General features: G+C 69.0%; 19 protein-coding genes. 11 read left to right on the top strand and 8 right to left on the bottom strand.

Annotated features, from left to right (window positions below):
* Positions 1-5 precede the first annotated feature (5 nt).
* The 6 genes from KHC28_RS27095 to KHC28_RS27070 all read right to left on the bottom strand — a co-directional run bounded on the left by KHC28_RS27095 (position 6) and on the right by KHC28_RS27070 (position 7,730).
* Positions 6-761: an amino acid ABC transporter ATP-binding protein gene (locus KHC28_RS27095; protein ID WP_214011472.1), complete on the bottom strand. Its 756-nt coding sequence runs from the start codon at positions 759-761 to the stop codon at positions 6-8.
* On the bottom strand, positions 758-1,441 hold the full coding sequence (locus KHC28_RS27090; RefSeq protein WP_214011471.1) for an amino acid ABC transporter permease: 684 nt from the start codon (positions 1,439-1,441) through the stop codon (positions 758-760). Before KHC28_RS27090 ends, KHC28_RS27095 begins: the two co-directional genes overlap by 4 nt.
* 72 nt (positions 1,442-1,513) lie before the next feature.
* Positions 1,514-2,257, bottom strand: a complete 744-nt coding sequence (locus tag KHC28_RS27085) for an amino acid ABC transporter substrate-binding protein (protein WP_376772808.1) — start codon at positions 2,255-2,257, stop codon at positions 1,514-1,516.
* Between the two features lie 212 nt (positions 2,258-2,469).
* The gene (locus KHC28_RS27080) at positions 2,470-5,148 is read right to left on the bottom strand and encodes a bifunctional diguanylate cyclase/phosphodiesterase (RefSeq protein WP_214011469.1); all 2,679 of its coding nucleotides are present in this window, start codon (positions 5,146-5,148) and stop codon (positions 2,470-2,472) included.
* A gap of 29 nt (positions 5,149-5,177) precedes the next feature.
* Positions 5,178-6,251 (bottom strand): TRAP transporter substrate-binding protein, encoded by a 1,074-nt coding sequence (locus tag KHC28_RS27075; protein ID WP_214011468.1) that lies wholly within the window; start codon positions 6,249-6,251, stop codon positions 5,178-5,180.
* 258 nt (positions 6,252-6,509) lie between these two features.
* On the bottom strand, positions 6,510-7,730 hold the full coding sequence (locus tag KHC28_RS27070) for a threonine ammonia-lyase (RefSeq protein WP_312893353.1): 1,221 nt from the start codon (positions 7,728-7,730) through the stop codon (positions 6,510-6,512).
* A gap of 157 nt (positions 7,731-7,887) precedes the next feature.
* Here KHC28_RS27070 and KHC28_RS27065 point away from each other — a divergent pair, with 157 nt between their 5' ends.
* The 8 genes from KHC28_RS27065 to gabD all read left to right on the top strand — a co-directional run bounded on the left by KHC28_RS27065 (position 7,888) and on the right by gabD (position 16,924).
* Positions 7,888-8,799, top strand: coding sequence for a LysR family transcriptional regulator (locus KHC28_RS27065; protein ID WP_214011466.1), 912 nt, complete (start codon positions 7,888-7,890; stop codon positions 8,797-8,799).
* Positions 8,800-8,913: 114 nt separating this feature from the next.
* The gene (locus tag KHC28_RS27060) at positions 8,914-9,324 is read left to right on the top strand and encodes a DoxX family protein (RefSeq protein WP_214011465.1); all 411 of its coding nucleotides are present in this window, start codon (positions 8,914-8,916) and stop codon (positions 9,322-9,324) included.
* A gap of 91 nt (positions 9,325-9,415) precedes the next feature.
* Positions 9,416-10,405, top strand: coding sequence for a glutathione S-transferase family protein (locus KHC28_RS27055; protein WP_214011464.1), 990 nt, complete (start codon positions 9,416-9,418; stop codon positions 10,403-10,405).
* Between the two features lie 212 nt (positions 10,406-10,617).
* The gene (locus KHC28_RS27050) at positions 10,618-12,372 is read left to right on the top strand and encodes a SulP family inorganic anion transporter (RefSeq protein WP_214011463.1); all 1,755 of its coding nucleotides are present in this window, start codon (positions 10,618-10,620) and stop codon (positions 12,370-12,372) included.
* Between the two features lie 101 nt (positions 12,373-12,473).
* Positions 12,474-13,280: a polyphosphate kinase 2 gene (gene ppk2 / locus KHC28_RS27045; protein ID WP_214011462.1), complete on the top strand. Its 807-nt coding sequence runs from the start codon at positions 12,474-12,476 to the stop codon at positions 13,278-13,280.
* Positions 13,281-13,423: 143 nt separating this feature from the next.
* Positions 13,424-14,671, top strand: coding sequence for a cupin domain-containing protein (locus KHC28_RS27040; RefSeq protein ID WP_214011461.1), 1,248 nt, complete (start codon positions 13,424-13,426; stop codon positions 14,669-14,671).
* 171 nt (positions 14,672-14,842) lie between these two features.
* A complete protein-coding gene (locus KHC28_RS27035; RefSeq protein ID WP_214011460.1) occupies positions 14,843-15,331 on the top strand; it encodes a GNAT family N-acetyltransferase in 489 nt (162 codons plus the stop codon).
* 147 nt (positions 15,332-15,478) lie between these two features.
* The gene (gene gabD, locus KHC28_RS27030) at positions 15,479-16,924 is read left to right on the top strand and encodes an NADP-dependent succinate-semialdehyde dehydrogenase (RefSeq protein ID WP_281419193.1); all 1,446 of its coding nucleotides are present in this window, start codon (positions 15,479-15,481) and stop codon (positions 16,922-16,924) included.
* Positions 16,925-16,960: 36 nt separating this feature from the next.
* Here the strand turns inward: gabD and KHC28_RS27025 are convergent, their stop codons facing one another.
* Entirely contained in the window at positions 16,961-17,743 is a 783-nt protein-coding gene (locus KHC28_RS27025; RefSeq protein ID WP_214011458.1) for an NAD(P)-binding domain-containing protein, read from the bottom strand.
* Positions 17,744-17,833: 90 nt separating this feature from the next.
* Positions 17,834-18,289 (bottom strand): Lrp/AsnC family transcriptional regulator, encoded by a 456-nt coding sequence (locus KHC28_RS27020; RefSeq protein WP_214011457.1) that lies wholly within the window; start codon positions 18,287-18,289, stop codon positions 17,834-17,836.
* A 128-nt stretch (positions 18,290-18,417) separates the two neighbouring features.
* Between KHC28_RS27020 and alr the strand changes: the two genes are divergently transcribed.
* From alr to KHC28_RS27005, 3 genes are all read left to right on the top strand, one after another.
* A complete protein-coding gene (gene alr / locus KHC28_RS27015) occupies positions 18,418-19,536 on the top strand; it encodes an alanine racemase (RefSeq protein ID WP_214011456.1) in 1,119 nt (372 codons plus the stop codon).
* Entirely contained in the window at positions 19,533-20,828 is a 1,296-nt protein-coding gene (locus KHC28_RS27010; RefSeq protein ID WP_281419192.1) for a D-amino acid dehydrogenase, read from the top strand. Before alr ends, KHC28_RS27010 begins: the two co-directional genes overlap by 4 nt.
* A gap of 367 nt (positions 20,829-21,195) precedes the next feature.
* Entirely contained in the window at positions 21,196-22,476 is a 1,281-nt protein-coding gene (locus KHC28_RS27005; RefSeq protein WP_214011454.1) for a Bcr/CflA family efflux MFS transporter, read from the top strand.
* The last annotated feature ends 2 nt before the right edge of the window (positions 22,477-22,478 follow it).

Raw genomic sequence — 22,478 nt, 5'->3', positions numbered from 1 at the left:
GTGCCTCAGCCCGGCACCGCCCCATGCCCCAGCGTGGCGATGAAGCGGGCGGTGCGCTCCTGGCGCGGGCGGCTGAACAGCTGCGCCGCCGGTCCGCTCTCCACCACCTCGCCGGCGTCGAGCAGCACCGCCTCCTGCGCCACCCGCGCGGCGAGGCGCAGATCGTGGGTGGCGATCAGCATGGTGGCGCCCTCGCGGGCGAGCTGTGCCAGCACGTCCACCACTTCGAGCGACAATTCGGGGTCGAGCGCCGAGGTCGGCTCGTCGCACAGCAGCACGCGCGGCGAGGAGGCGAGCGCACGGGCGATGGCGACGCGCTGCTGCTGGCCGCCGGAGAGCTGCGCCGGCCAGGCATCGGCCCGGTGCGCCAGCCCGACCTTGTCGAGCAGCTCCAGCGCGCGGGCGCGCGCCTTCGCCTCCGGCCATTTCAGCACCACCAGCAGGCTCTCCATCACGTTGCCGAGCGCGGTGCGGTGCGGGAACAGCTGGAAGTTCTGGAACACCATGCCGGTCTGGCGACGCACCCGCCGCACCGCCTCGCGGTCGAGCGGACGGCCGGTGAAGCGCACCGTCTCGGCGCCGATGACGAGTTCCCCCGCCTCCGGCACCTCCAGCAGGTTGACGCAGCGCAGCAGCGTCGACTTACCGGAACCCGACGGGCCGATCAGCGCCGTCACGCTGCCCTCGGCGACCGCGATGTCGACGCCCTTCAGCACCGGCAGCTCGCCGAAGCTCTTCACGATACCGGCGAGGCGGATCATCGTGCGCCCTCCGGGACAAGGCCGCTGGAGCGGGCGAGCCGGCGCTCCAGCCGGTCCTGCAACGCGGAGAGTACCGAACTCAACGCCAGATAGATCAGCGCCGCCTCGATATAGATGATCAGCGGCTCATAGGTGGTGGCGACGATGCGCTGCGCCGCCTGGAACAGCTCGGGCACGGTCACGGCGGCCGCAAGCGACGTGTCCTTCACCAGCGAGATGAAGGTGTTGGACAGCGGCGGCACCGCCGTGCGCGCCGCCTGCGGCAGCACGGTGCGCCGCAGCGCCTGCCACCAGTTCATGCCGATGGAATAGCTGGCCTCCCACTGTCCCTTGGGGATGGAGGCGATCACCGCCCGCACGATCTCCGACGAATAGGCGCCGACATTGAGCGTGAAGCCGATGAGCGCCGCCGGGAAGGCATCGAGCAGGATGCCGACGCTGGGCAGGCCGTAGAAGATGACGAAGAGCTGCACCAGCAGCGGCGTGCCGCGGATGATCCACACATAGAAGCGGGCGACCGCCACCAGCGGACGCGGTCCGTAGAGCCGGGCGAGCGCGGTCAGGAAGCCGAGCGTCAGGCCGAAGGCGAAGGACAACAGCGTCAGCGGCACGGTGAAGACGAGGCCCGCCCACAGCAGCGGGCCGAGCGAATCGAGCATGAGTTGCAGCCAGTGCGGCACGGCAGCCCTTCCCCCATACGACAGGACCGGCCAAGCGGCCGGTCCCGGAAGCATCACGACGGCGGCGACAGCCTATTTTGACACGTCGGCGCCGAAATAGGTGTCGGAGATGCGGGCATAGGTGCCGTCCGCCTTGATGTCGTCCAGCGCCCTGTTGATGGCGGCGACGAGGTCGGGATTGCCCTTGCGCACGATGACGCCGGAGTAGTCGGCGTCCTTCTGCTCGGCGACGATCTTCACCGGCGCGTCCGGCTTGTGCTTCTTGAAGTCGAGGAAGGACAGGCTGTCATTGAGGGTGGCGTCGGCCCGCCCGCTCAGCACCAACTGGATCGACTGGTCGAAGCCGTCGGTGCCGACGAGGCTGGCACCGTAGCTCTCGGCGAGCTTGCCGAAATTGGAGGTCAGCGACTGCGCCGCGCGCTTGCCCTTCAGGTCCTCGAAGCCCTTGATGGCGTCGTTGCCGTCGCGGACGATCAGCACCGCCTTCGAGGCGATATAGGGCTGGGAGAAGTCGTATTTCGCCTTGCGCGCCTCGGTGATGCCGACCTGGTTGATCACCGCGTCGTAGCGGCGGGCGTCGAGGCCGGCGATCAGCCCGTCCCATTTGCCTTCCAGGAACTCGGCCTTGACGCCGAGGCGCTTGGCGATCTCCTGCCCGATCTCGACGTCGAAGCCGACCAGCTTGCCGGCGGCGTCGTGATAGGTGAACGGCGGGTAGGTGCCCTCGGTGCCGATGCGCAGCGCACCGGCCTGCTTGACGGCGGCGAGGTCATCGGCCCGGGCGCCGGTGGCGGCGAGCGGCACGAGCACCGCCATGGCGAGGGCGAGAAAAGTCTTCCGGGTGAAGCTCATCATGTCACTCCACGGCAGCTCACTGCCGGCATGCGGGCAAGGCGTTCCACGCCTCAGCTGGGGTCGGGATGCGGCTTTCGCCAGTCTGTGGACCGCCCGGCGACCGAAGGAGCGGCATGGGTGACATACGCCCAGCCAATTGTCTACTATATTTGTAGTCTTTTGAACGCAGTTCGTCAGGCGAGGTGCCGCAACGATTCCGTCGCCGCCGTGAAGGCGGAGCCGATCGCCTGCGGATGGCCGAGGAAATAGCCCTGCCCTTCGGTGCAGCCCACCCGCCGGGCCACCTCCAGCTGCTCGGCGGTCTCGATGCCTTCGGCTGTCGTGGTCATGTTGAGGCGCAGCGCCAGCGCGGCGAGGGAATCGACGATGGCGGCGCTGTCGGACCGATAGGTCATCTCCTGCACGAAGGAGCGGTCGATCTTGATCTTGTCCAGCGGGAACTGGCGCAGATGGCTGAGGCTGGAATAGCCGGTGCCAAAATCGTCGAGCACGATGCGCGCCCCGAGCGCCCGTAGCCGCCTGAGCACATCGAGGTTGCGCTGATTGTCGGCGAACAGCGCGGTCTCGGTGATCTCCAGTTCCAGCCGCTTGGGATCGAGCCCGGTCTCGCGCAGCACCTCGCCAACCGTCGCGACGATGTCGCCAAAGGCCAATTGCACCGGCGAGATGTTGACCGCCACCTTCAGCTCGCCCGGCAGCCGCATAACGTCGGTGCAGGCCCGGCGCAGAACCCAGGCGCCGATCTCGACGATCAGCCCGGTCTCCTCGGCGAGCGGAATGAAGCGGGCTGGGCTGATGGCGCCACGCGCCGGATGCGTCCAGCGCAGCAGCGCCTCGAAGCCACGCAGCCGCGCATTCGCCAATTCGTAGATCGGCTGGTAGACGAGCTCGAATTGCTGGGCGGCCAGCGCGTCGCGCAGGTCGGACTCCATTTCCAGCCGCGACCGCAGATGCTCGTCCATCTCCGGTGCGAAGATGCGGTAGGTGCCCCGCCCCTTCGCCTTCGCCTCGTAGAGCGCGAGGTCGGCCTGCTTGAGCAGGGCGTCGGCGTCGATCTCGGCCCCCTCGGCGAGCGCGATGCCGACGCTGACGCTGATGGCGATCGTGTGCCCCAATATGCTGTAGGGCGCGCTCAGTGCCTCGATGATGCGCGCGCTCAGTACCTCCGCCTCCTGCGAGGGAACCGGAACGAAGCTGATGACCGCGAATTCGTCGCCGCCCAGCCGGGCGATCCGCTCGGGATCGCCGACGCAGCCGCGCAGCCGCTCCGCCGCGGCGCGCAGCAGCGCGTCGCCGACCGGGTGGCCGAGCGTGTCGTTGACGTCCTTGAAGCGGTCGAGATCGAGATAGAGCAGCGCCAGCCGGACGTCCTGGCCGGCGGCGGCCCGCAGCGCCGCTTCGGCCCGCTCGCGGAACAGCACGCGGTTCGGCAGATGGGTGAGGTCGTCGTGATGGGCGAGGAAGCGGATGCGGCTCTCGCGCTCGGTGAGCGCCGCGTTCTGCCGCTGTGCCTCCTCGGCCGCCTCGTTCGCCCGCTGATTGGCCTCGGCCAGCTCGGCCACCATGGTCTTGAGTGCGGTGACGTCGGTGCGGATGCCGACGATGCCGCCATCGGCGGTGTGGCGCTCCCGCACCAGGATCCAGCGGCCGTCAGGCAGGCGGCGCTCGATCGTGCCGGCGCCTTCGCGGTGCCAGTCGACCATCTCGGCGACGAACGACTCCACATCGCCCCCGACATCGGGGAACTGGCCGACCTCCACGCCCTTGCGGATGATGTCCTCATAGCGCGTGCCGGGAGCGAGGAACGGTGCGATCAGCGGATAGACGTCCCGATAGCGCTGGTTGCAGGTGACCAGCCGGTCCTGCTCGTCCCACATGACGAAGCCGTCCGACATCGCGTCGATGGCGTTGACCAGCACCGTCGCCGCCCGCGTGCGCTCGGCGTCGCTTCGCTCCCGCTGGCGCAATGCGACCAGCAGCGACGCCGAGAAGCCGGTGAGCAGCAGCCCTCCCAGCACGGTCGCCACCACCAGGCGGTCGCGGTCGCGCTGCCAGTCCTCCAGCATCGCCTCCCGGCCGGCGGTGAGCACCACCCGCACGTCGTCATAGAGCGAGGCGCGGACCACGGCGAGCTGCCGTCCCTCGTCATTGGTCCCCGCCGTCACGAAGACCCGGCCGTCTGGCGTACGGGTCCCGAGCGCCTCCGGAGCGATCTGGCCAGTGCGCAGTTCGTCATGCGGCAGCGCGGCGATGAGCTGGCCGTTCGGCCGCTCCAGCTGGATCCTCATACGCGGATCGATGCCGGTCTCGCCGAGCAGTCCCATCAGCGTCGGCAGCGGCACTTCGGCCACCGGGGTGACGTCTTTCCAGTCGGCGACGATGCGGGAGACGTAGAGCGACCAGTCGCCGGTGATGCGGTTGCGGACCGGCCCGATCAGCGCCGTCGGCCCGGCGCCGAATTCGGCGGCCCCGAAGGGCAGTGTCCGCCCGTTGCTGCGCGCCCGGGCGGACACCAGGATCCGGCCGGCGGGCGTGACGAGCAGCAGGTCGTGATAGGCCAGAGTCTGGAAATTGACGCCCCGCAGCAGGTCGCCGGCGACCTCCGGCGTTTCCGGCGAGGCCTTGGCCGCCGCGAACAGCGTCGGCAGGCTGGCCAGCGCGCCATGCACCTGCAGCAGCTGACGGTTCAGCGCGTTCTCGACCGCCTGCGACGTGCGCGCAAGCGAGGTTTCCGCCGCCGCCAGCGCGCCGCGCTCGCCGCGTTCGAGCAGCGCCGCCATTCCGACCGCCATCACCACCAGGATGATGGCGGTACCGACAATGACGATCAGCTGGAGGCGGTGCCAGATCATCGCTTACCGTTGGCTGCAGCGTTCACCGTTCACTTTGCCTTGGCTTCGATGGCGAGGGTTGGGGCGATGTAGGTGTTCCAGGCCTTCACGCAGCCGTCGCCGCAGCGTTCGATCCAGCGCGGCAGCACCACCTCCTGCAGGAGATGGGCGCGGCGGTCCTCGTCGGCGGCCGAGGTCGGAACCAATGTCATCGGTCGCTTCAGCGGCGTGGTGCAGACGATTTTGCCGGTATTGCAGGCGAGGCCGCGCTGCGTGTCCGCCTCCGCCTGCTGCCAGATGCGCCGCTCGAGATCGGCGACGCCGGTGCGGATGATGGTCTGCGCATTCGTCGGCAGCGCCTTCCACGCGGTGAGGTTGGCGCCGAAGAAGGAGAGCCCCCAGCTGAGCGCCATGGCGTGCACATGGGTGGTGACCTCCGGCAGCCCGATCTCGAAACCGCTGAGCGTGCCGGTGATGGCGCAGTCCACCACCCCGTCCTCGAGGGCGTTGGTCATCTCGGCGAAGGGAACCACCACCGGCACGGCTCCGAGCGCGTTCATCAGCTCGAACTGGGCGATCGACGAGGTCCGCACCTTGCGGCCGGAAAGATCGTCGAGCCCGGTGAACGGCTTGTCGCAATAGAGCACCTGTGCCGGATAGGCGTAGACCGCCAGCAACTCGATACCGTAGCGCGTGCGCAGCACCATACCCAGATGCTCGCGAAACAGGCCCAGCGTCCGGCGCAGCGCATTCATGTCGGGATTGAGCACCGGCAGGTCGACGGCGTTCAGCTCGGGATCGTCGGACGAGGCGATGCTGAGCAGCACGGTGCCGAACGGCACCACGCCCAGGCGCATCAGCTGCAGCATCTCCTGGCCGCGCAACCCGCCGGCGTCGAACGACTTGATGGTGGCGGTGATGCGCCCGCCGGACCGCTCGACGATTTCCCTCTCCCAGAAGGGCTTCTCGAGCTTGGTGAACTGGGTGACGCCGGCAAGGCCGCCGACGATCTGCAGCTTGATGGCACCGGCATCGGTGGCACCGGCAGGCGTCACGCTGCCGCACAGCACCAGCGCGATGCCGGCGATGAGCATTCGCCGCCACAAGCCTTCCGGCCGGCCCATCACGCCTCCACGCCCCCTTGGCCCCCGCACCTGCGCAGCTTCGTGCCCCTCCTGCGCATTTTTCGACAATAGGCGTGTTCGTGAATACGCGAAATAGTCAAACGAATGGCTTGCACATAAGACGATGCGACATCGGCGCGCTTTGTCTCAGCGCGCGCGCGTTCATTATTCCCGCTCGATTCTCGCTCGACTTGGGCACCGGCAGCTTCGCGATGGATGTCACGGCGAGCGCGGCAAGCTTGCGCCCGCGCCGTGGCGTCAGAACTCGTCGCGCCGCACGCGAAACTGCTCGGCGGCCAGCTTGTCCAGCAGTCGTGGCAGGTCGGAGGGGTCGCGCAGCTCGACATCGAGCGACACCGAGCTCTCCTTGGCCCGGCTCGCCGCCGCCAGCCTTTCGTGGCGCAGCTCGTAGATGTTGCCGCCCTCGGCCGCCACCACGGCGGTGAGCCGGGCGAGCGCGCCAGGATGGTCCGGCAGCTCGGCGCGGATGCGCACCATGCGCCCGGCCCGGGTGAGATGGCGCTGGAGCACCGCCACCAGCACGCGCGTGTCGATGTTGCCGCCGGAGAGGATCACCCCGACCCGGCGGCCGGCGAACAGCTCCGGTCGCGCCAGCATGGCGGCGATGCCGGCGGCGCCGGCGCCCTCGCACAGCGTCTTCTCGATGCCGAGCAGCAGCGCGATCGCCTCCTCGATGGCGTCCTCGCTCACCACCGCGATCTCGTCGACGCCGTCGCGCACGATGGCGCGGGTGATCTGGCCGGGATCGACGACGGCGATGCCCTCGGCCACCGAGGAGCCCGGCGCCGGCTCGCCCGTGTAGCACCCGACCGCCCGCGCCATGCCGGGAAAGATCTCCGACTGTACGCCGACGATCCGCATGTCCGGCCGCAGCGCCCGCGCGACCACCGTGGCGCCGGCTATCAGCCCGCCGCCGCCGATCGGCACGGCGAGGGTGTCGAGCGCCGGCTGCGCGCGCAGCATCTCCAGCGTCGCCGTGCCCTGGCCGGCGATGATGGCGGGATCGTCGAAGGGGTGGACGATGGTGCGCCCCTCCTCGCGGGCGAGGCGCGCCATCTCGGCGGCGGCCTCGGCGAAGCCGGCGCCGTGCAGCACCACGGCGGCGCCATGCTCGCGCACCCGCTCCACCTTGAGATTGGGCGTGGTGGTCGGCATCACGATGGTGGCGCTCACCCCGGTGCGGCGGGCGTGATAGGCGACGCCCTGCGCATGATTGCCGGCCGAGGCGGCGATCACCCCGCGCGCCTTCTCGGCCTCCGACAGCGACAGGAGCTTGTTGAGCGCGCCGCGCTCCTTGAAGGAGGCGGTGAACTGCAAATTCTCGAACTTCAGCCACACCTCGGCGCCGAGCTTCTGCGACAGCGTCTCGGAATGCACGAAGGGCGTTACCGCCACCGCGCCGGCGATGCGCGCCGCCGCCGCCTCGACATCGCCGAGGCCGATTTCAGGAAACGTCACGGACTTTCTCGCTCCAGTCGCCGGTGGCGCCCAACCTATCCCGACGGGTACCGCAGCAATAGTGGGGGGCGAGAGCCCCGGATCGTGGCCCGGAATTTCCAATCCGGCAGCGATCATGCTGGAATGGCCCACGTTACCGCCACGATGGAAGGGTGCGATGGAACGGCTGGATTGCGACCGCATGCTGGTGGCGGTGCTCGACCTCGGCAGCTTCGCCGCCGCCGCCCGGCGGCTCGGCACGTCGAGCGGCCAGGCCTCCAAGCTGGTGTCGCGGCTGGAGGCCGAACTCGGCATCCAGCTGATCAAGCGCACCACCCGGGCGCTGGCGCCGACCGAGGTGGGCGCAGCCTATTACCACCGCATCAAGGCGCTGCTGGAGGAGTTCGACGCGCTCGACGCGGCGGTGCGCAACGCATCGGGCACGCCGACGGGCACGCTGCGCATCACCGCGCCGATGTCGTTCGGCTCGATCCAGCTCACCCCGGCGCTGCTCGATTTCGCCAGCGCCTATCCGGAGATCCGGCTCGATGTCGGCTTCACCGACCGGGTGGTCGACCTCGTCGAGGAAGGCTACGACGCCGCCGTGCGCATCGGCACGCCGGTCGACAGCAGCCTCGTCGCCCGCAAGCTGTGCGACGCCCGCGTGGTGCTGGTGGCCGCCCCGGCCTATCTCGCCGCCCGTGGCGCGCCCCTCCGTCCGCAGGACCTCGCCGGCCACGACTGCATCGTCGACACCAATTTCCGCGATCCGCACAATTGGCGGTTCTCCGGCCCTGACGGCGGTATCCTCGACGTGCCGATCGCCGGGCGGCTGCGCTTCTCAAGCGGCGAGGCCTGCCTGGCCGCCGCCACCGCCGGCCTCGGCATCGCCAATGTGCCGAGCTTCATCGCCGGCCCGCATCTGCGCGCCGGCCTAGTGCAACGGCTGCTGGCCGCGAGCGAGCCGCCGCCGCACGGGCTGTTCGCGCTCTATCCGCCGGGACGGCATCTCGCCCTGAAGGTGCGGGTGCTGGTCGATTTCCTCGTCGCCCGCTTTCGCGGCGAGCCGGCCTGGGACCACGGCTGGTAGCGCGCCACTCCTTCCATTTCGGAAGGAAACATTCTCGATCGAGCCGGATAATCACGCGCGCCCGATAGGAGCAGGATCGCCGCGAATTCCGTTTCCCTCGATAAGGATCCTGTCATGATCGATACGCGCACGGCCCCCTATGCCGTCTTCGTGCTGCGCCTTGCGCTCGGCATCCTGTTCCTGGCCCATGCCGGGCTGAAGCTGTTCGTGTTCACCCCGGCCGGCACCGCCGGCTTCTTCGGCTCGCTCGGCCTACCCGGCTGGCTCGCCTATGTCACCATCGCCTGGGAGATCGTCGGCGCCGTGGCGCTGATCCTCGGCCTGTGGCCGCGCATCGCCGCCCTCGCCGTCATCCCGATCCTGCTCGGCGCCATCGTCACCGTGCACGGCCCGGCCGGCTTCTTCTTCACCAATCCGAATGGCGGCTGGGAATTCCTGGCGCTGTGGATCGTCGGCCTGCTCGCCGTGGCGCTCGGCGGCGACGGCGCGCTGGCGCTGAAGCCGACGACCTCGGCCGCCCGCTGACGCGACCACATCGCCCGCCACCCGAGGCCGCCGGTATCCGCCGGCGGCTTCCTGCCTTACACAACCGGAACCGACACCGAGGAGCGCTGCCATGCTGGTCGACGGAAAATGGACGGCCGACTGGCATCCGGTCCAGGCCAAGGATGCCAAGGGCGGCTTCGTGCGCCAGGTGTCCGGCTTCCGCAACTGGGTGACGCCGGACGGCGCGCCCGGCCCCACCGGCGAGGGCGGCTCTGCCGCCGCGCCCGGCCGCTATCACCTCTATGTCGCGCTGATCTGCCCCTGGGCCTCGCGCACGCTGATCGCCCGCAAGCTGAAGAAGCTGGAGGACGTCGTCTCGCTCTCGGTGGTCGAGCCAGCGCTTACCGACGAGGGCTGGCGCTTCGGCACGTCGTCGAGCCTGCCCGGCGCGACGCCGGACGCGGTGAACGGCACCACCTATCTGCACGAGCTCTATACCCGCGCCGACCCGCACTACACCGGCCGCGCCACCGTGCCGGTGCTGTGGGACAAGGAGCGCGGCACCATCGTCAACAACGAATCCGCCGACATCGTGCGCATGTTCAATTCCGGCTTCGGCGCGCTGGCGGACACGGACATCGATCTCTACCCCGCCGATCTGCGCGAGGCCGTCGACGCGCTGAACGAGCGGATCTATCCGCGCCTCAACAACGGCGTCTACCGGGCCGGCTTCGCCACCACGCAGATCGCCTATGAGGAAGCCTTCGCCGATGTGTTCGGCATGCTGGCGGAACTGGAGCAGCGCCTCGCCGGCGGCGGGCCGTTCCTGCTCGGCACCCGCTTCACCGAGGCCGACATCCGCCTGTTCGTGACTCTGGTGCGCTTCGACGCCGCCTATCACGGCCTGTTCAAGTGCAACCTGAAGCGCATCGTCGATTACCCGTCTCTGCAGGCCTACATGATGCGGGTATTGGACGTGCCCGGCATCCGCGACACGGTGAACATCGACCACATCAAGCGCGGCTACTACTCGATCAAGTCGCTGAACCCGAACGGCATCGTCCCGGTCGGCCCGGACCTGCCCGGCCTCGCCCCGGTCGCGCTCGCCCCGGCGAGCTGAGGCCGACGGCCTGAAAGCCGCGCCGCGATCGATCTGCGGCCCATAACCAGCCTGCACGCGACCCGCGCCAGGGCTAGGCTGTGTGCGACGTCACCCTAACGTCACATACGGACTTGCGGCCGGACGGTAATCGTTCCACGCTCCCCAGTTGCCGATGATGCTTCTGCCTGCCTTGTCGGGCCGGCAAAGCGGTGCGTATGCGTGAGGGTGAAATGCCGGCGAGGTTTCCTCTTCTACAGGGCTTTGCGGGCTACAAGGTGCAGTGGCTGGGCCGCGACGCCATGGCCGGCCTCGCCATTGCCGCCGTGGCGATTCCGAGCGCCATCGCCTATCCGGCCATTGCCGGCCTGCCGCCGGAAGTCGGCGTCTACGCCTCGATCTTTCCGCTGCTCGGCTACGCGCTGCTCGGCCCGTCCCATCGGCTGATCGTCGGGCCGGACGCCGCAACCATGACGGTGCTCGCCGCCGTCCTCGCCGGGCTGGTCGCACAAAGCCCGACGATGGATCGTGTCGGCGTCGCCGCCCTGCTGGCGCTTATCGTCGGCGTCATGTGCGTCGTCGCCAGCGCGCTGCGGCTGGGCGCGGTCGCCGCCTTCCTGTCGCGGCCGATCCTCATCGGCTTCATCGGCGGCATCGCCATTTCCATCATGGTCGGGCAGATCAGCCGCCTCACCGGGCTGAAGGTCTCCTCGGACGGCCTCGTCGCGCCGCTGGTCGACCTGGCGCACCAGTGGCACGACATCCACTGGCCGACGCTGGCGCTCGGCCTCGGCCTGCTGGCGCTGACCCTGCTGCTGCAACGGCTGAAATCGCCGGTGCCCGGACCGCTGGTGGTGGTGGTGCTCGGCATCGCCGCCTCCGCCCTGTTCGATTTCGAAGGGCACGGCATCAAGGTGGTCGGCGCGCTGCCGCAGGCCCTGCCCTCGCTTTCGCTGCCCTCGCCCTCCGGCCTGCCGCTGCAGAACCTGCTGCTGGGAGCTGGCGCCTTGTGGCTGGTGAGCTTCAGCTCCGGCCTCGTCGCCGCCCGCAGCTTCGGCGCCCGCGAGGGGTTCCCCGTCGATGCCAATCGCGAGCTCATCGGCTTCGGCGGCGCCAATTTCGCCGCCGGCCTGTTCAGCGGCTTTCCGGTGACGGTCTCGGATTCGCGTACCGCCATCAATCTCTCGGTCGGCGGGCGCAGCCAGATGGCCGGCCTCGTCGCCGCGGCGGCGCTGGCCAGCGTGATGCTGTACCTCAACGACGCCCTGCGGCTGCTGCCCTCGCCGGCACTCGGCGCCATCCTCGTCGCCGCCTCGATCGGCCTGCTGGATTTTGGCAGCCTCCGGGAACTCTGGCGGATCAGCCGCATGGAGTTCGCCTTCGCGCTGATCGGCATGTGGGGGGCGATCAGCCTCGGCGTGCTCAACGGCGTCATCGTCGCGGTGGCGGCCACCCTGATCTATGTGCTGATCAAGGAGATGCGCCCGCACGACGCGCTGCTGGGACGCCGTCCCGGCCGTCCCGGCTTCTACAAGCTGCACCGCTTCAAGGACGCACGGCCGGTTCCCGGTCTCACCATCTTCCTGATCCAGGGCAGCCTGCTGTTCTTCAACGTCGACTATGTCCGCGCGCGTCTGCAGGAGGTGATCGACGCCCTGCCGGCCGATACGCGCTGGCTGCTGCTCGACGCCAGCGCCGTGGTGCAGCTCGACAGCACGGCGGCCGGGATGCTCGACGAGGTGCGCGCCACCCTCGCCGCGCGCGGCGTCGCCTTCGGCATCACGGAACTGCACAATACGCCGATGACGCTGCTGGAACGGGCCGGTGTGATCGACCGGATCGGCGAGAACATGATGTTCGACGACATCGAGGAGGCCGCCGCCCAGTTCAGCCTCAGAAGTTCGGAGGCGAAAGCGGCTGCTGTTCCGACGCCGTCGCCGACATCGGCTCCGACAGCTTCGCCGTCGCCCTCTCCGTCGCGCGGGTGATCGGCGGATACCGCGAAAACCGGTTTTCTGCTACCTTGGCAGAGTGTCCGCCGAAAGATTACGCCGCAGGCTGCCCAAGAAACTCCAGGGAGTAACGTGTCATGGACACCGTCATCGAGAAGCCAGCCATATCCGACAAGATGTCCCGCTCCGAATATGAGCGCGAACTCGCCAAGCTGCATGCCGAATTGGTGAAGATGCAGGAATGGGTCAAGGCGACCGGCGCCAAGGTCTGCGTCCTGTTCGAGGGGCGCGACGGCGCCGGCAAGGGCGGCACCATCAAGGCGATCACCGAGCGCGTCAGCCCGCGCGTGTTCCGCGTGGTCGCGCTGCCTCCGCCCAGCGACCGCGAGAAGTCGCAAATGTACGCCCAGCGCTACCTGCCGCACCTTCCGGCGGCGGGCGAGGTCGTGATCTTCGACCGCAGCTGGTACAACCGCGCCGGCGTCGAGCGGGTGATGGGCTTCTGCACCGACAAGCAGGCGCGCCGTTTCCTGGAGACCATCGGCGGCGTCGAGAAGATGATCACCGATTCCCGCATCATCCTCATCAAATACTGGCTTGAAGTCAGCCAGGAGGAGCAGACCCGCCGCATCGAGCAGCGCATCCGCGACCCGCGCAAGATCTGGAAGCTCTCGCCGATGGATCTCGAATCCTATAGCCGCTGGTACGATTATTCGCGGGCCCGCGACGAGATGTTCGCCGCGTCCGACACCGACTCTTCGCCGTGGCATGTGATCCAGTCCGACGACAAGAAGCGTACCCGGCTCAACATCATCGCCCATTTCCTGTCGCAGGTGCCCTACGAGGCCCTGGAACGGGAACCGGTCAAGCTGCCCAAGCGCCAGAAGCCGAAGGGCTATGTCGAGCCGCCCTATGACCGCCATCGGATACCGGAAGTGTTCTGACGCGGCCCGCTAGGATCGGCAACGCCGTTGCCGATCCGCCCGTACCGGCAGGCTGGCCGGCGCCATTCGTCGGGAAAAGACGCCGGCCACCGGCGCGATCATGCTGTCTTCGATCCCGGACATCCATCCGCGAGGAGAAGACGATGGAACACCTGTCCCGCCGCAGCCTGCTGGCAGCCGGCGCCGTTGGCGGCGCCGCGCTCGCTGCCGGCAGCGCTCACGCCGCCAGCTTCGGCAATCCCGACGAGCCGCCGCAGGGCGCGATCAATTCGACGCCCGGCGCCCTGTCCAATCCCGGCCCGCGCAACCCGGCGCTGGAAGCACAGCTGCCCAGCTTCCAGAGCCCGCCGCCCACCGATGTCGGCAACATGCCGATGATGTGGTCGTCCTTCAACATCATGCCGAAGCGCGTGCAGGGCGGCGGGTGGGCGCGTCAGGCCACCGCCACCGAATTCCCGGCGGCAAAGGAAGTGTCCGGCGTCAACATGCGGCTGGGTCCGGGCGGCATCCGCGAGATGCACTGGCACCTCGCCGGCGAATGGGCGCTGATGACCAATGGAAGCTGCCGCATCACCGTGCTCGACCCGCAAGGCCGCGCCTATGTGCGCGATGTCGGCGCCGGCGACATCTGGTTCTTCCCGGCCGGCTACCCGCACTCGCTGCAGGGGCTGGGACCGGAGGGCTGCGAATTCGTCATCGTCTTCGACGATGCCTACCAGTCGGAATACAACACGCTGCTGCTGAGCGACTGGTTCATCCACACCCCGCCCAAGGTGCTCGGCCAGAATTTCGGCGTGCCGCCGGAGACGTTCGGCAAGATCCCGCTGCACGACCTCTGGATCTTCCAGGGCGAGGAGCCGCCGGCGCTTTCCGTCGACCAGGCGGCGGTCGCCTCCGGCGGCACCCCGCCGGAGCCCTTCACCTTCTCGCTGACCGGCACCACGCCGGTGATCGATGGCGCCGGCGGCAGCATCCACCTCGCCGACAGCACCACCTTCAAGGTGTCGAAGACCATCGCCGCGGCGATCGAGACCATCAAGCCCGGCGCGCTGCGGCGCATGCACTGGCACCCCAATGCCGACGAGTGGCAGTACTGGATCAAGGGCAAGGGACGCATGACGGTGTTCAATGCCGGCCCGCGCGCCCAGACCATCGACTTCCAGGCCGGCGACCTCGGCGTGGTGCCGAGGAGCCAGGGCCACTACATCGAGAACACCGGCACCGAGGATATCCAGGTGCTGGCGGTGTTCCGCGCCCCGGAATATCAGGAGATCGACCTGTCGAACTGGTTGGCGCACGCGCCGCCGGAGCTGGTCGCCCAGCACCTGAACATCGATCCGGCGGTCATCGCCCGCTTCCCCAAGGGCCAGCCCGGCATCCAGCCGGGCTGATCGAGAGGCGGGATCGCCGGCATCCAGCCGGGCTGATCGAGAGGCAGGATCGAGGGGGTGTGAACGCCTGAACGCCCTTCCCGGCCCCGGAGCAAGCCGACGCCATCCGGTTGCGGCCGGGGCCTCGCCCGTCCGATAAGGCGTGCGAGACAACCGGTTGGGGAGACAGCGGTGGCAGCATCGTCGACCATCGAACTTCGTCCCGCCGACGAGGGGGACGTGCCGGCGCTCATTCGCCTGCTGCGACGTTCCTGGCTTGTTGCCTGGGCCCCCGAACTGCCATTCGAAGCCGTACAGGCGTTCGCCTCCTTCGACCCCGCCCGCTCGCATGCCGAGGCGGCGTGGCGGGATTTTACCGTCGCGATACGGAGCGGCGATAGCTCGCTCGTCGGCATGGTTCAGACCACCGACGATGTCGTGGACGCCCTGCATGTGGATCCGGCATGCTGGAACGGCGGCGTGGGAACGCGACTGCTCGATGCCGCCGAGCGCCGGATCGCACGCGCCCACCCCATGGCGCGCCTGGAGGTTCGGCACTTCAACACGCGGGCACGTGCCTTCTACGAGCGGCGCGGCTGGGTCGAGACACGGCGCTATGCCGGTACGGAATGCGGGTCTCCGGTCGAAACCATCGAGATGCGGAAGGTCCTGCGAACCTAAGGCGGAAATCGCCTGCCTCCACCATCACCGATGCGCGGGACGGCTTTCCTCCGGCGGCCGGACGGCGTTACAAGGTCTGCCTTACTTCGACCTTGTGCGTCCGGCGCGCCGGCCCGACCGGCGGCCGCCATTCGGAGAATTCCCGTGCTGACACTGAAGGATCCCAGCCTGCTGCGCGACGACTGCCTGGTGGGCGGTAGCTGGATCGGCGCCGAGAGCACCATCGAGGTCCGCAACCCGGCCACTGGCGAGCTCGTCGGCACCGTGCCGAATTTCGGCGCCGCGGAGACCCGTGCCGCCATCGCCGCGGCCGACGCCGCCTGGCCGGAATGGCGCTCCCGCACCGCCAAGGAGCGCGCCGCCGTGCTGCGCCGCTGGTTCGAGCTGATCATGGCCAACCAGGACGACCTCGGCGCCATCATGACCGCCGAGCAGGGCAAGCCGCTCGCCGAGGCCAAGGGCGAGATCGCCTATGCCGGCTCGTTCGTCGAGTGGTTCGCCGAGGAAGGCAAGCGCATCTATGGCGACATCATTCCGGCGCCGGCCAAGGGCCAGCGCATCGTCGTCACCAAGGAGCCGATCGGCGTCTGCGCCGCCATCACCCCGTGGAACTTCCCGGCGGCGATGATCACCCGCAAGGCCGGCCCGGCGCTCGCCGCCGGCTGCACCATGGTGGTGAAGCCGGCCTCGCAGACCCCGCTCACCGCGCTGGCCCTCGCCGTGCTGGCCGAGCGCGCCGGCGTGCCGGCCGGCGTCTTGTCGGTGATCACCGGCTCGGCCCGCGCCATCGGCGGCGAGATGACTTCCAACCCGACGGTGCGCAAGCTCACCTTCACCGGCTCCACCGAGGTCGGCCGGGTGCTGATGGAGCAGACCGCCGCCACCATCAAGAAGGTGTCGATGGAGCTCGGCGGCAACGCTCCGTTCATCGTCTTCGAGGACGCCGATCTCGACGCGGCGGTGGAAGGCGCCATCCTCTCCAAGTACCGCAACGCCGGCCAGACCTGCGTCTGCGCCAACCGGCTCTACGTCCACGCCAAGGTCTACGACGCCTTCGCCGAGAAGCTGGTGAAGGCGGTCACGGCGCTGAAGGTCGGCGACGGCATGGGCGAGGGCGTGCGCATCGGGCCGCTGATCGACGAGAAGGCGGTGGAGAAGGTCGAGGAGCACATCGCCGACGCGGTGTCGAAGGGCGCGAAGGTGGCGCTTGGCGGCAAGCGCCACGCGCTCGGCCATTCGTTCTTCGAGCCGACCATCCTCGTCGACGTGAAGCCGGAAATGGCGGTCTCGCGCGAGGAGACCTTCGGCCCGCTGGCGCCGCTGTTCCGCTTCGAGACCGAGGACGAGGTCGTCGCGCTCGCCAACAATACCGAGTTCGGCCTCGCCAGCTATTTCTACGCCCGCGACCTCGGCCGGGTGTGGCGGGTGGCCGAGCGGCTGGAATACGGCATCGTCGGCGTGAACACCGGCCTGATCTCCAACGAGGTCGCGCCGTTCGGCGGCGTGAAGCAGTCCGGCCTCGGCCGTGAGGGCTCGCATTACGGCATCGAGGACTATGTCGTGGTGAAGTACATCAACATGGCCGGGATCTGATCCCGGCCCGCCGGGCGGCCGGGATCTCCCGGCCGCTCAGCCCTTCGGCTTCGACAGGACGTGCTTCTCAATCGCGTCGAGCGCGTTGCCGACCTCGTCGAACCAGCCCTGCTGCGTGAGATAGGCGCGGCCGCATTCGTTGAGCCCGCCGGCGGTCTCGTGATGCACCGGATCGACCGGCTCGCCCCGGCGCGCGGCATCGAGGCCGAATTCGCCGAGGCCCGCGAACAGCGAGCGCACATAGAGCGCCGCCGTCGCCTCGGGGAGGCCGCGCGTCTCCAACCAGCCGATGACGCGGTTCTGCAATTCGTAATGCGACGACATCACCGCGCTGGCATGGCCGATCGAGGTCAGCTCGCTCTCCTTGTCGACGACGATCAGGTCGCCCAGCCCACCGAACAGTTCCTCGACGCGCCCATTGGCCGGATGAATCACCACCGGCCCCCTGCGCAGGCGGATCGGCGGCAGCGGGATCACCCGCACCACCGTCTCGGCCGGCGCCACCAGCGCCTTCACGCTCTCAATCGGTGTCCCGGCGATGAAGCTGACGACCAGCTGCCCGGGGCGGAACGCCAGCTCCGCCGTCACCTCGGCCAGCTGCTTGGGCAGCACCGCGAGCACGACGATATCGCTGCGCTCGACCACCTCGGCATTGCCCGCGCAGCGCTCCACCGCCTCATGCGCCTGCGCCAGCCGGCGCGAGACCGCCTCCGAGCGCGGCGACAGGAGGATGCGGCAGCGGCCCGCATGAGTCTGCAAGAGGCCGGTGACCACCGCTTCGGTGAGCGTGCCGGTTCCGACGAATCCGATGGTGAGCATGAGGCGATCCGTATTCCTGGAAGATTTCCTGGGAGCCGCCGGTATAGGCCCTCGCCGCCGCGCGGCAAACCACCTCCGGGCGTGCCGCGCTCAGCGCCGCTTCGCCGCCATCACGTTGCGGATCGAGAAGCTCGAATGGATACGCAGCACGCCGGGCAGGGTCGAGAGGATCTCGGTATGCACCCGCTCGAACTCGCCGGCATTCTCCACCTCCACCCGCAGCAGGTAATCCGAGCCGCCGGTCATCAGGTAGCATTCGCGGATCTCGGGATGGCGGCGCACCGCCGTCTCGAAGCGGGTGAGATAATCCTCGGTCTGCCGCTCCAGCGTGATGTTGACGATCACCGCCATGCCGGGGTCGCGCGCCGAGTGGTCGACGATCGCGGTGTAGCCGCGGATCACCCCGCTATGCTCCATCAGCTTGATGCGCCGTAGGCAGCTCGACGGCGACAGCCCAACCTCCTCGGCGATCTTGGCGGTGCTCATGCGGGCATTGAGGCGCAGCAGGCGGAGAATCTCACGGTCGACAGGGTCGAGGGCAGACATGGCGGAATCGTCCGTTTCTTGATCGATTCGTGCATGAAATACCAAATGTCGGAAATTCCAAGCACGAAATGACCGGCAATTGCGCGATCGGCGCGCTACGCTTCCTCATTCCTGTAGAGAGGTGTCGCATGTTCGCGGATATTGCCGAGCGGCCGATTGTCGATGCCGCTTCCGGGGTTCTCACCATCGATCTCACGGCGCTGGCGGCGAATTACCGCCTGCTCCAGGCCCGGCTCGCCCCGGCCCGCGCCGCCGGCGTGGTCAAGGCCGATGCCTATGGGCTCGGCGCCTCCCGCGTCGCCCCGGCGCTCTATGCCGCCGGTTGCCGCGACTTCTTCGTCGCCCATCTCGGCGAGGCGCTGCGGCTGCGCCCGCTGCTGGCCGGCGATGCCCGCCTCTATGTGCTCAACGGCCTGCAGCCCGGCGCCGAGGCCGCCTGCGCCGAAGCCGGCATCGTGCCGGTGCTCAACTCCCTCGACCAGATCGACAATTGGGCGGCGCTCGCCCGTGCGCGCGGCGCCACCCTGCCCGCCTTGCTGCAGTTCGACAGCGGCATGTGCCGGCTCGGCCTGGAGCCGCAGGAGGCCGAGGCGCTCGCCGCCGATCCGGCCCGGTTCGCCGGCATCGAGATCCTGCATGTGATGAGCCATCTCGCCTGCGCCGATGAGCCGGACAACGCGCAGAACGCCGAGCAGCTCGCCGCCTTCGAGCGCCTCGCCGCGCTGTTCCCGGCCGCGACGCCCTGCTTCGCCAATTCCGGTGGCAGCTTCCTCGGCACTGCCTATGCCGGCGCGCTCGCCCGTCCCGGCATCGCGCTCTATGGCGGCGCGCCGTTCGGCGGCCTGCCCAATCCGATGGCCCCGGTGGTGCGCCTCGACGTTCCGGTGATCCAGACCCGTACCGTGCCGGCCGGCTCGCGCATCGGTTATGGCGGGCGCTTCGTCGCCCCGACCGAAATGCGCCTCGCCACCATCGGCGCCGGCTATGCCGACGGCCTGCCGCGCCATTTGTCGGATCGCGGCGCCGCCTTTTTCGGCGACGTCCGGCTGCCCATCGTCGGGCGGGTGTCGATGGACAGCATCATTCTCGACATCGGCGCGCTGCCGGCCGGCTCCTTGCATCTCGGCAGCCTGGTCGAGGTCGTCGGGCCGCACCAGACGCTGGAAGACGTCGCCGAGGCGGCCGGCACCATCGCCTATGAGGTCCTGACCCGTCTCGGCGCCCGCTACCACTGCATCTACCGCTGACGGCCGGCAAACGGCCGCAAGAACAACAGGGGCCTTCCATGAAGATCGTCATCCTCGGCGCCGGCGTGATCGGCGTCACCACGGCGTGGTACCTTGCCAAGTCCGGCCATCAGGTCACGGTCCTCGACCGCCAGACCGGCCCGGCGCTGGAGACCAGCTTCGGCAATGCCGGCGAGGTGTCGCCCGGCTATTCCTCGCCCTGGGCCGCGCCCGGCATTCCGCAAAAGGCGATCAAGTGGCTGTTCATGAAGCACGCGCCGCTGATCATCCGGCCGATGACGGATGCCGCCACCTGGCGCTGGGTGCTGGCGATGCTGCACAACTGCACCTCCGAGCGCTACGCGGTGAACAAGGGCCGCATGGTCCGCATCGCCGAATACAGCCGCGACTGCCTCGAGGAACTCCGCGGCGAGACCGGCATCCACTATGACGAGCGCATGCAGGGCACGCTGCAGGTCTTCCGCGACCAGAAGCAGCTCGACGGCATCGGCAAGGACATCGAAGTCCTGAAGGCCGACGGCGTGCCCTTCAACGTGCTCGATCCGGCCGGCTGCGTCGCCGCCGAGCCCGGCCTCGCGCCGGTGAAGCACAAGATCGTCGGCGGCCTGCAACTGCCCGGCGACGAGACCGGCGACTGCTTCAAGTTTACCAATGCGCTGCACAAGCTCTGCGAGCAGGCCGGCGTGACCTTCCGCTTCGGCGTCGACATCCGCCGGCTCAAATATCAGGGCGAGCGCATCGTCGCGGTGGAGACCAGCCTCGGCGACGTCGAGGCCGACACCTATGTGCTGGCGCTCGGCAGCTACGCCCCGGCGCTGGTGAAGCCGCTCGGGCTCGATCTGCCGGTCTATCCGGTCAAGGGTTACTCCATCACCGTGCCGATCGTGAACGAGGCGCGTGCCCCGGTCTCCACCGTGATGGACGAAACCTACAAGGTCGCGATCACCCGCCTCGGCGACCGCATCCGCGTCGGCGGCATGGCGGAGATCGCCGGCTTCAACCTCGACCTGCCCCCGGCCCGCCGCGCCACGCTGGAGCATTCGGTGGAGGACCTGTTCGGCGGCGCCGGCGACCAGAAGCGGGCGACATTCTGGACCGGCCTCAGGCCGATGACGCCGGACGGCACCCCGGTGATCGGCCCGACCCGCTACGGCAACCTCTACATCAATGGCGGGCACGGCACGCTCGGCTGGACCATGTCCTGCGGCTCCGGCAAGGTGCTGGCGGACCTGATCAACCGGGTGAAGCCGGCGATCGAGACCGCCGACCTCGCGCTGTCGCGCTACCGCTAGCGCCCTTTCCGATCAGGCGGCATCACCTGATCGATCAGAAGGCGCGCTGGATTCTATGAGCTGGCGCATGTTCTCATCGCGAGGTCCTTTCCGCTTTCTCATGAGAACATGCGCCAGCGCCGGTTTCGGCGCTCGCCTCCGAGCTTCGTGAACGCTGCATGGCAGGGTCGGCGATCTCGGGGGTTGCGACGAGCGCCGAATTCCGCGATGCCGGATCAGGGGCCGCTTACCGTCCGGGGCCCGCACAAGAGCCTTCCGCCGGCCAAGAGCCTTTCATGCTGAACCCCTCCACGGCATCGCCTTTCTCGCGGACACGCCTCGCGGTCGCATGCGTCCTCGATCCGGGCCGCATCGCCGGATCCGGCCGATGAACGCCCCCGCCCTCGCCACCGTCGAGCCGCCCCGCGAGCCGGAGAGGCCCGCCGCTCCCCTCCACGCCGGGCCGCAGGCCGCCCCGGTCGCCCCGCGTCCGCGGGTCAATCTCCTGCTGATGGCGATGACCACCGCCGTCGGCACCTTCAGCATGCATGTCTTCGTACCGGCGCTGCCGGCGGCGGCGGCCGCGCTGTCGGCGACGCCGTCGCAGATCCAGCTCACCGTGACGCTCTATCTGGTTGGCCTCGCCCTCGGCCAGATCGTGCACGGCCCGCTGTCGGACCGCTTCGGCCGCCGGCCGATCATCCTCGGCGGCATCGGCGTCTATCTGGTCGGCACCGTCGGCGCGCTGCTGGCGCCGAGCCTGTCGACCCTGCTGGTGGCGCGGGTGCTGCAATCGGTGGGCAGTTGCGCCGGGCTGGTGATCGGCCGCGCCACCATCCGCGAGACCTCCTCGCCGCAGGGAGCGGCGGCGGCACTCGCCGTGCTCGCCTCGGCGATCACGCTGTCCTCCGCCGTCGCGCCGCTGGTGGGCAGTTATCTTTCGCTGCTGCTCGGCTGGCGCATGCTGTTCGCGGTGCTGCTGGTCGCCGCCAGCGTGATCCTGCTGTTGCTCTACCGGCATTTCCCGGAAACCAATACGGATCGCGGCGGCTCGCTCAGCCTCTCCGGCATGGCGCGCGCCTATGGGCAATTGCTGCGCATGCCGGCCTTCATGGGCTATTCGCTGTGCGGCGCCGCCTGCACGGTGACCGCCTACGCCTTCTATGCCGCGCTGCCCTTCCTCGTCGCCGAGGAACTGCCGCATGCCAGCCTCGGCATCGGCTTCATCTACCTGGCGGTGGTCGCCGGCTCGATCCTCGGTGCCCTCACCGCCCGGCAAGCGGCCCGCCGGATGAGCCTCGACGCGCTCGCTTTGTACGGCACGGCGGGCGCGACGCTGGCGGCGCTCGCCTTTCTCGCCGGCCGCGTCGTCGCGCCGGACACGGTGGTGACGGTGGTCGCGCCGCTGTTCCTGATGACCTTTGCCGGCGGCTTCGCCAATCCGGGTGCGGCGACGCTGGCGATGAACGCCAACCCGCACGCGGTCGGCACCGCCTCCAGTCTCTACGGCTTCATCCAGATGGCGGTCGGTGCCCTGGTGACGCTGTTCGTCGGCCTCATCGGCCACGATTCGCTGTCGGTCGGCGGCATCGTGTCGGTATCGATGATCCTCGGCTTCGCCGGCCTCATGCTCGCCCGACGCACCCGCGAGACCGACGACCCGGTCTGAGC

The organism is Ancylobacter sonchi, from assembly GCF_018390695.1.
In the GTDB taxonomy this organism is placed as follows: domain Bacteria; phylum Pseudomonadota; class Alphaproteobacteria; order Rhizobiales; family Xanthobacteraceae; genus Ancylobacter; species Ancylobacter sonchi.
The sequence above is the reverse complement of the archived record's forward strand: the minus strand, read 5'-3'. Positions and strand labels throughout refer to the sequence as shown.

Excerpts from the sequence above, each read along its gene's own strand:
- KHC28_RS27095 (WP_214011472.1), bottom strand. The coding sequence starts at position 761 with ATGATCCGCCTCGCCGGTATCGTGAAGAGCTTCGGCGAGCTGCCGGTG.
- KHC28_RS27085 (WP_376772808.1), bottom strand. The coding sequence starts at position 2,257 with ATGGCGGTGCTCGTGCCGCTCGCCGCCACCGGCGCCCGGGCCGATGAC.
- KHC28_RS27080 (WP_214011469.1), bottom strand. The coding sequence starts at position 5,148 with ATGATCTGGCACCGCCTCCAGCTGATCGTCATTGTCGGTACCGCCATC.
- KHC28_RS27075 (WP_214011468.1), bottom strand. The coding sequence starts at position 6,251 with ATGGGCCGGCCGGAAGGCTTGTGGCGGCGAATGCTCATCGCCGGCATC.
- KHC28_RS27065 (WP_214011466.1), top strand. The coding sequence starts at position 7,888 with ATGGAACGGCTGGATTGCGACCGCATGCTGGTGGCGGTGCTCGACCTC.
- KHC28_RS27060 (WP_214011465.1), top strand. The coding sequence starts at position 8,914 with ATGATCGATACGCGCACGGCCCCCTATGCCGTCTTCGTGCTGCGCCTT.
- KHC28_RS27055 (WP_214011464.1), top strand. The coding sequence starts at position 9,416 with ATGCTGGTCGACGGAAAATGGACGGCCGACTGGCATCCGGTCCAGGCC.
- KHC28_RS27050 (WP_214011463.1), top strand. The coding sequence starts at position 10,618 with ATGCCGGCGAGGTTTCCTCTTCTACAGGGCTTTGCGGGCTACAAGGTG.
- ppk2 (WP_214011462.1), top strand. The coding sequence starts at position 12,474 with ATGGACACCGTCATCGAGAAGCCAGCCATATCCGACAAGATGTCCCGC.
- KHC28_RS27040 (WP_214011461.1), top strand. The coding sequence starts at position 13,424 with ATGGAACACCTGTCCCGCCGCAGCCTGCTGGCAGCCGGCGCCGTTGGC.
- KHC28_RS27025 (WP_214011458.1), bottom strand. The coding sequence starts at position 17,743 with ATGCTCACCATCGGATTCGTCGGAACCGGCACGCTCACCGAAGCGGTG.
- KHC28_RS27020 (WP_214011457.1), bottom strand. The coding sequence starts at position 18,289 with ATGTCTGCCCTCGACCCTGTCGACCGTGAGATTCTCCGCCTGCTGCGC.
- alr (WP_214011456.1), top strand. The coding sequence starts at position 18,418 with ATGTTCGCGGATATTGCCGAGCGGCCGATTGTCGATGCCGCTTCCGGG.
- KHC28_RS27005 (WP_214011454.1), top strand. The coding sequence starts at position 21,196 with ATGAACGCCCCCGCCCTCGCCACCGTCGAGCCGCCCCGCGAGCCGGAG.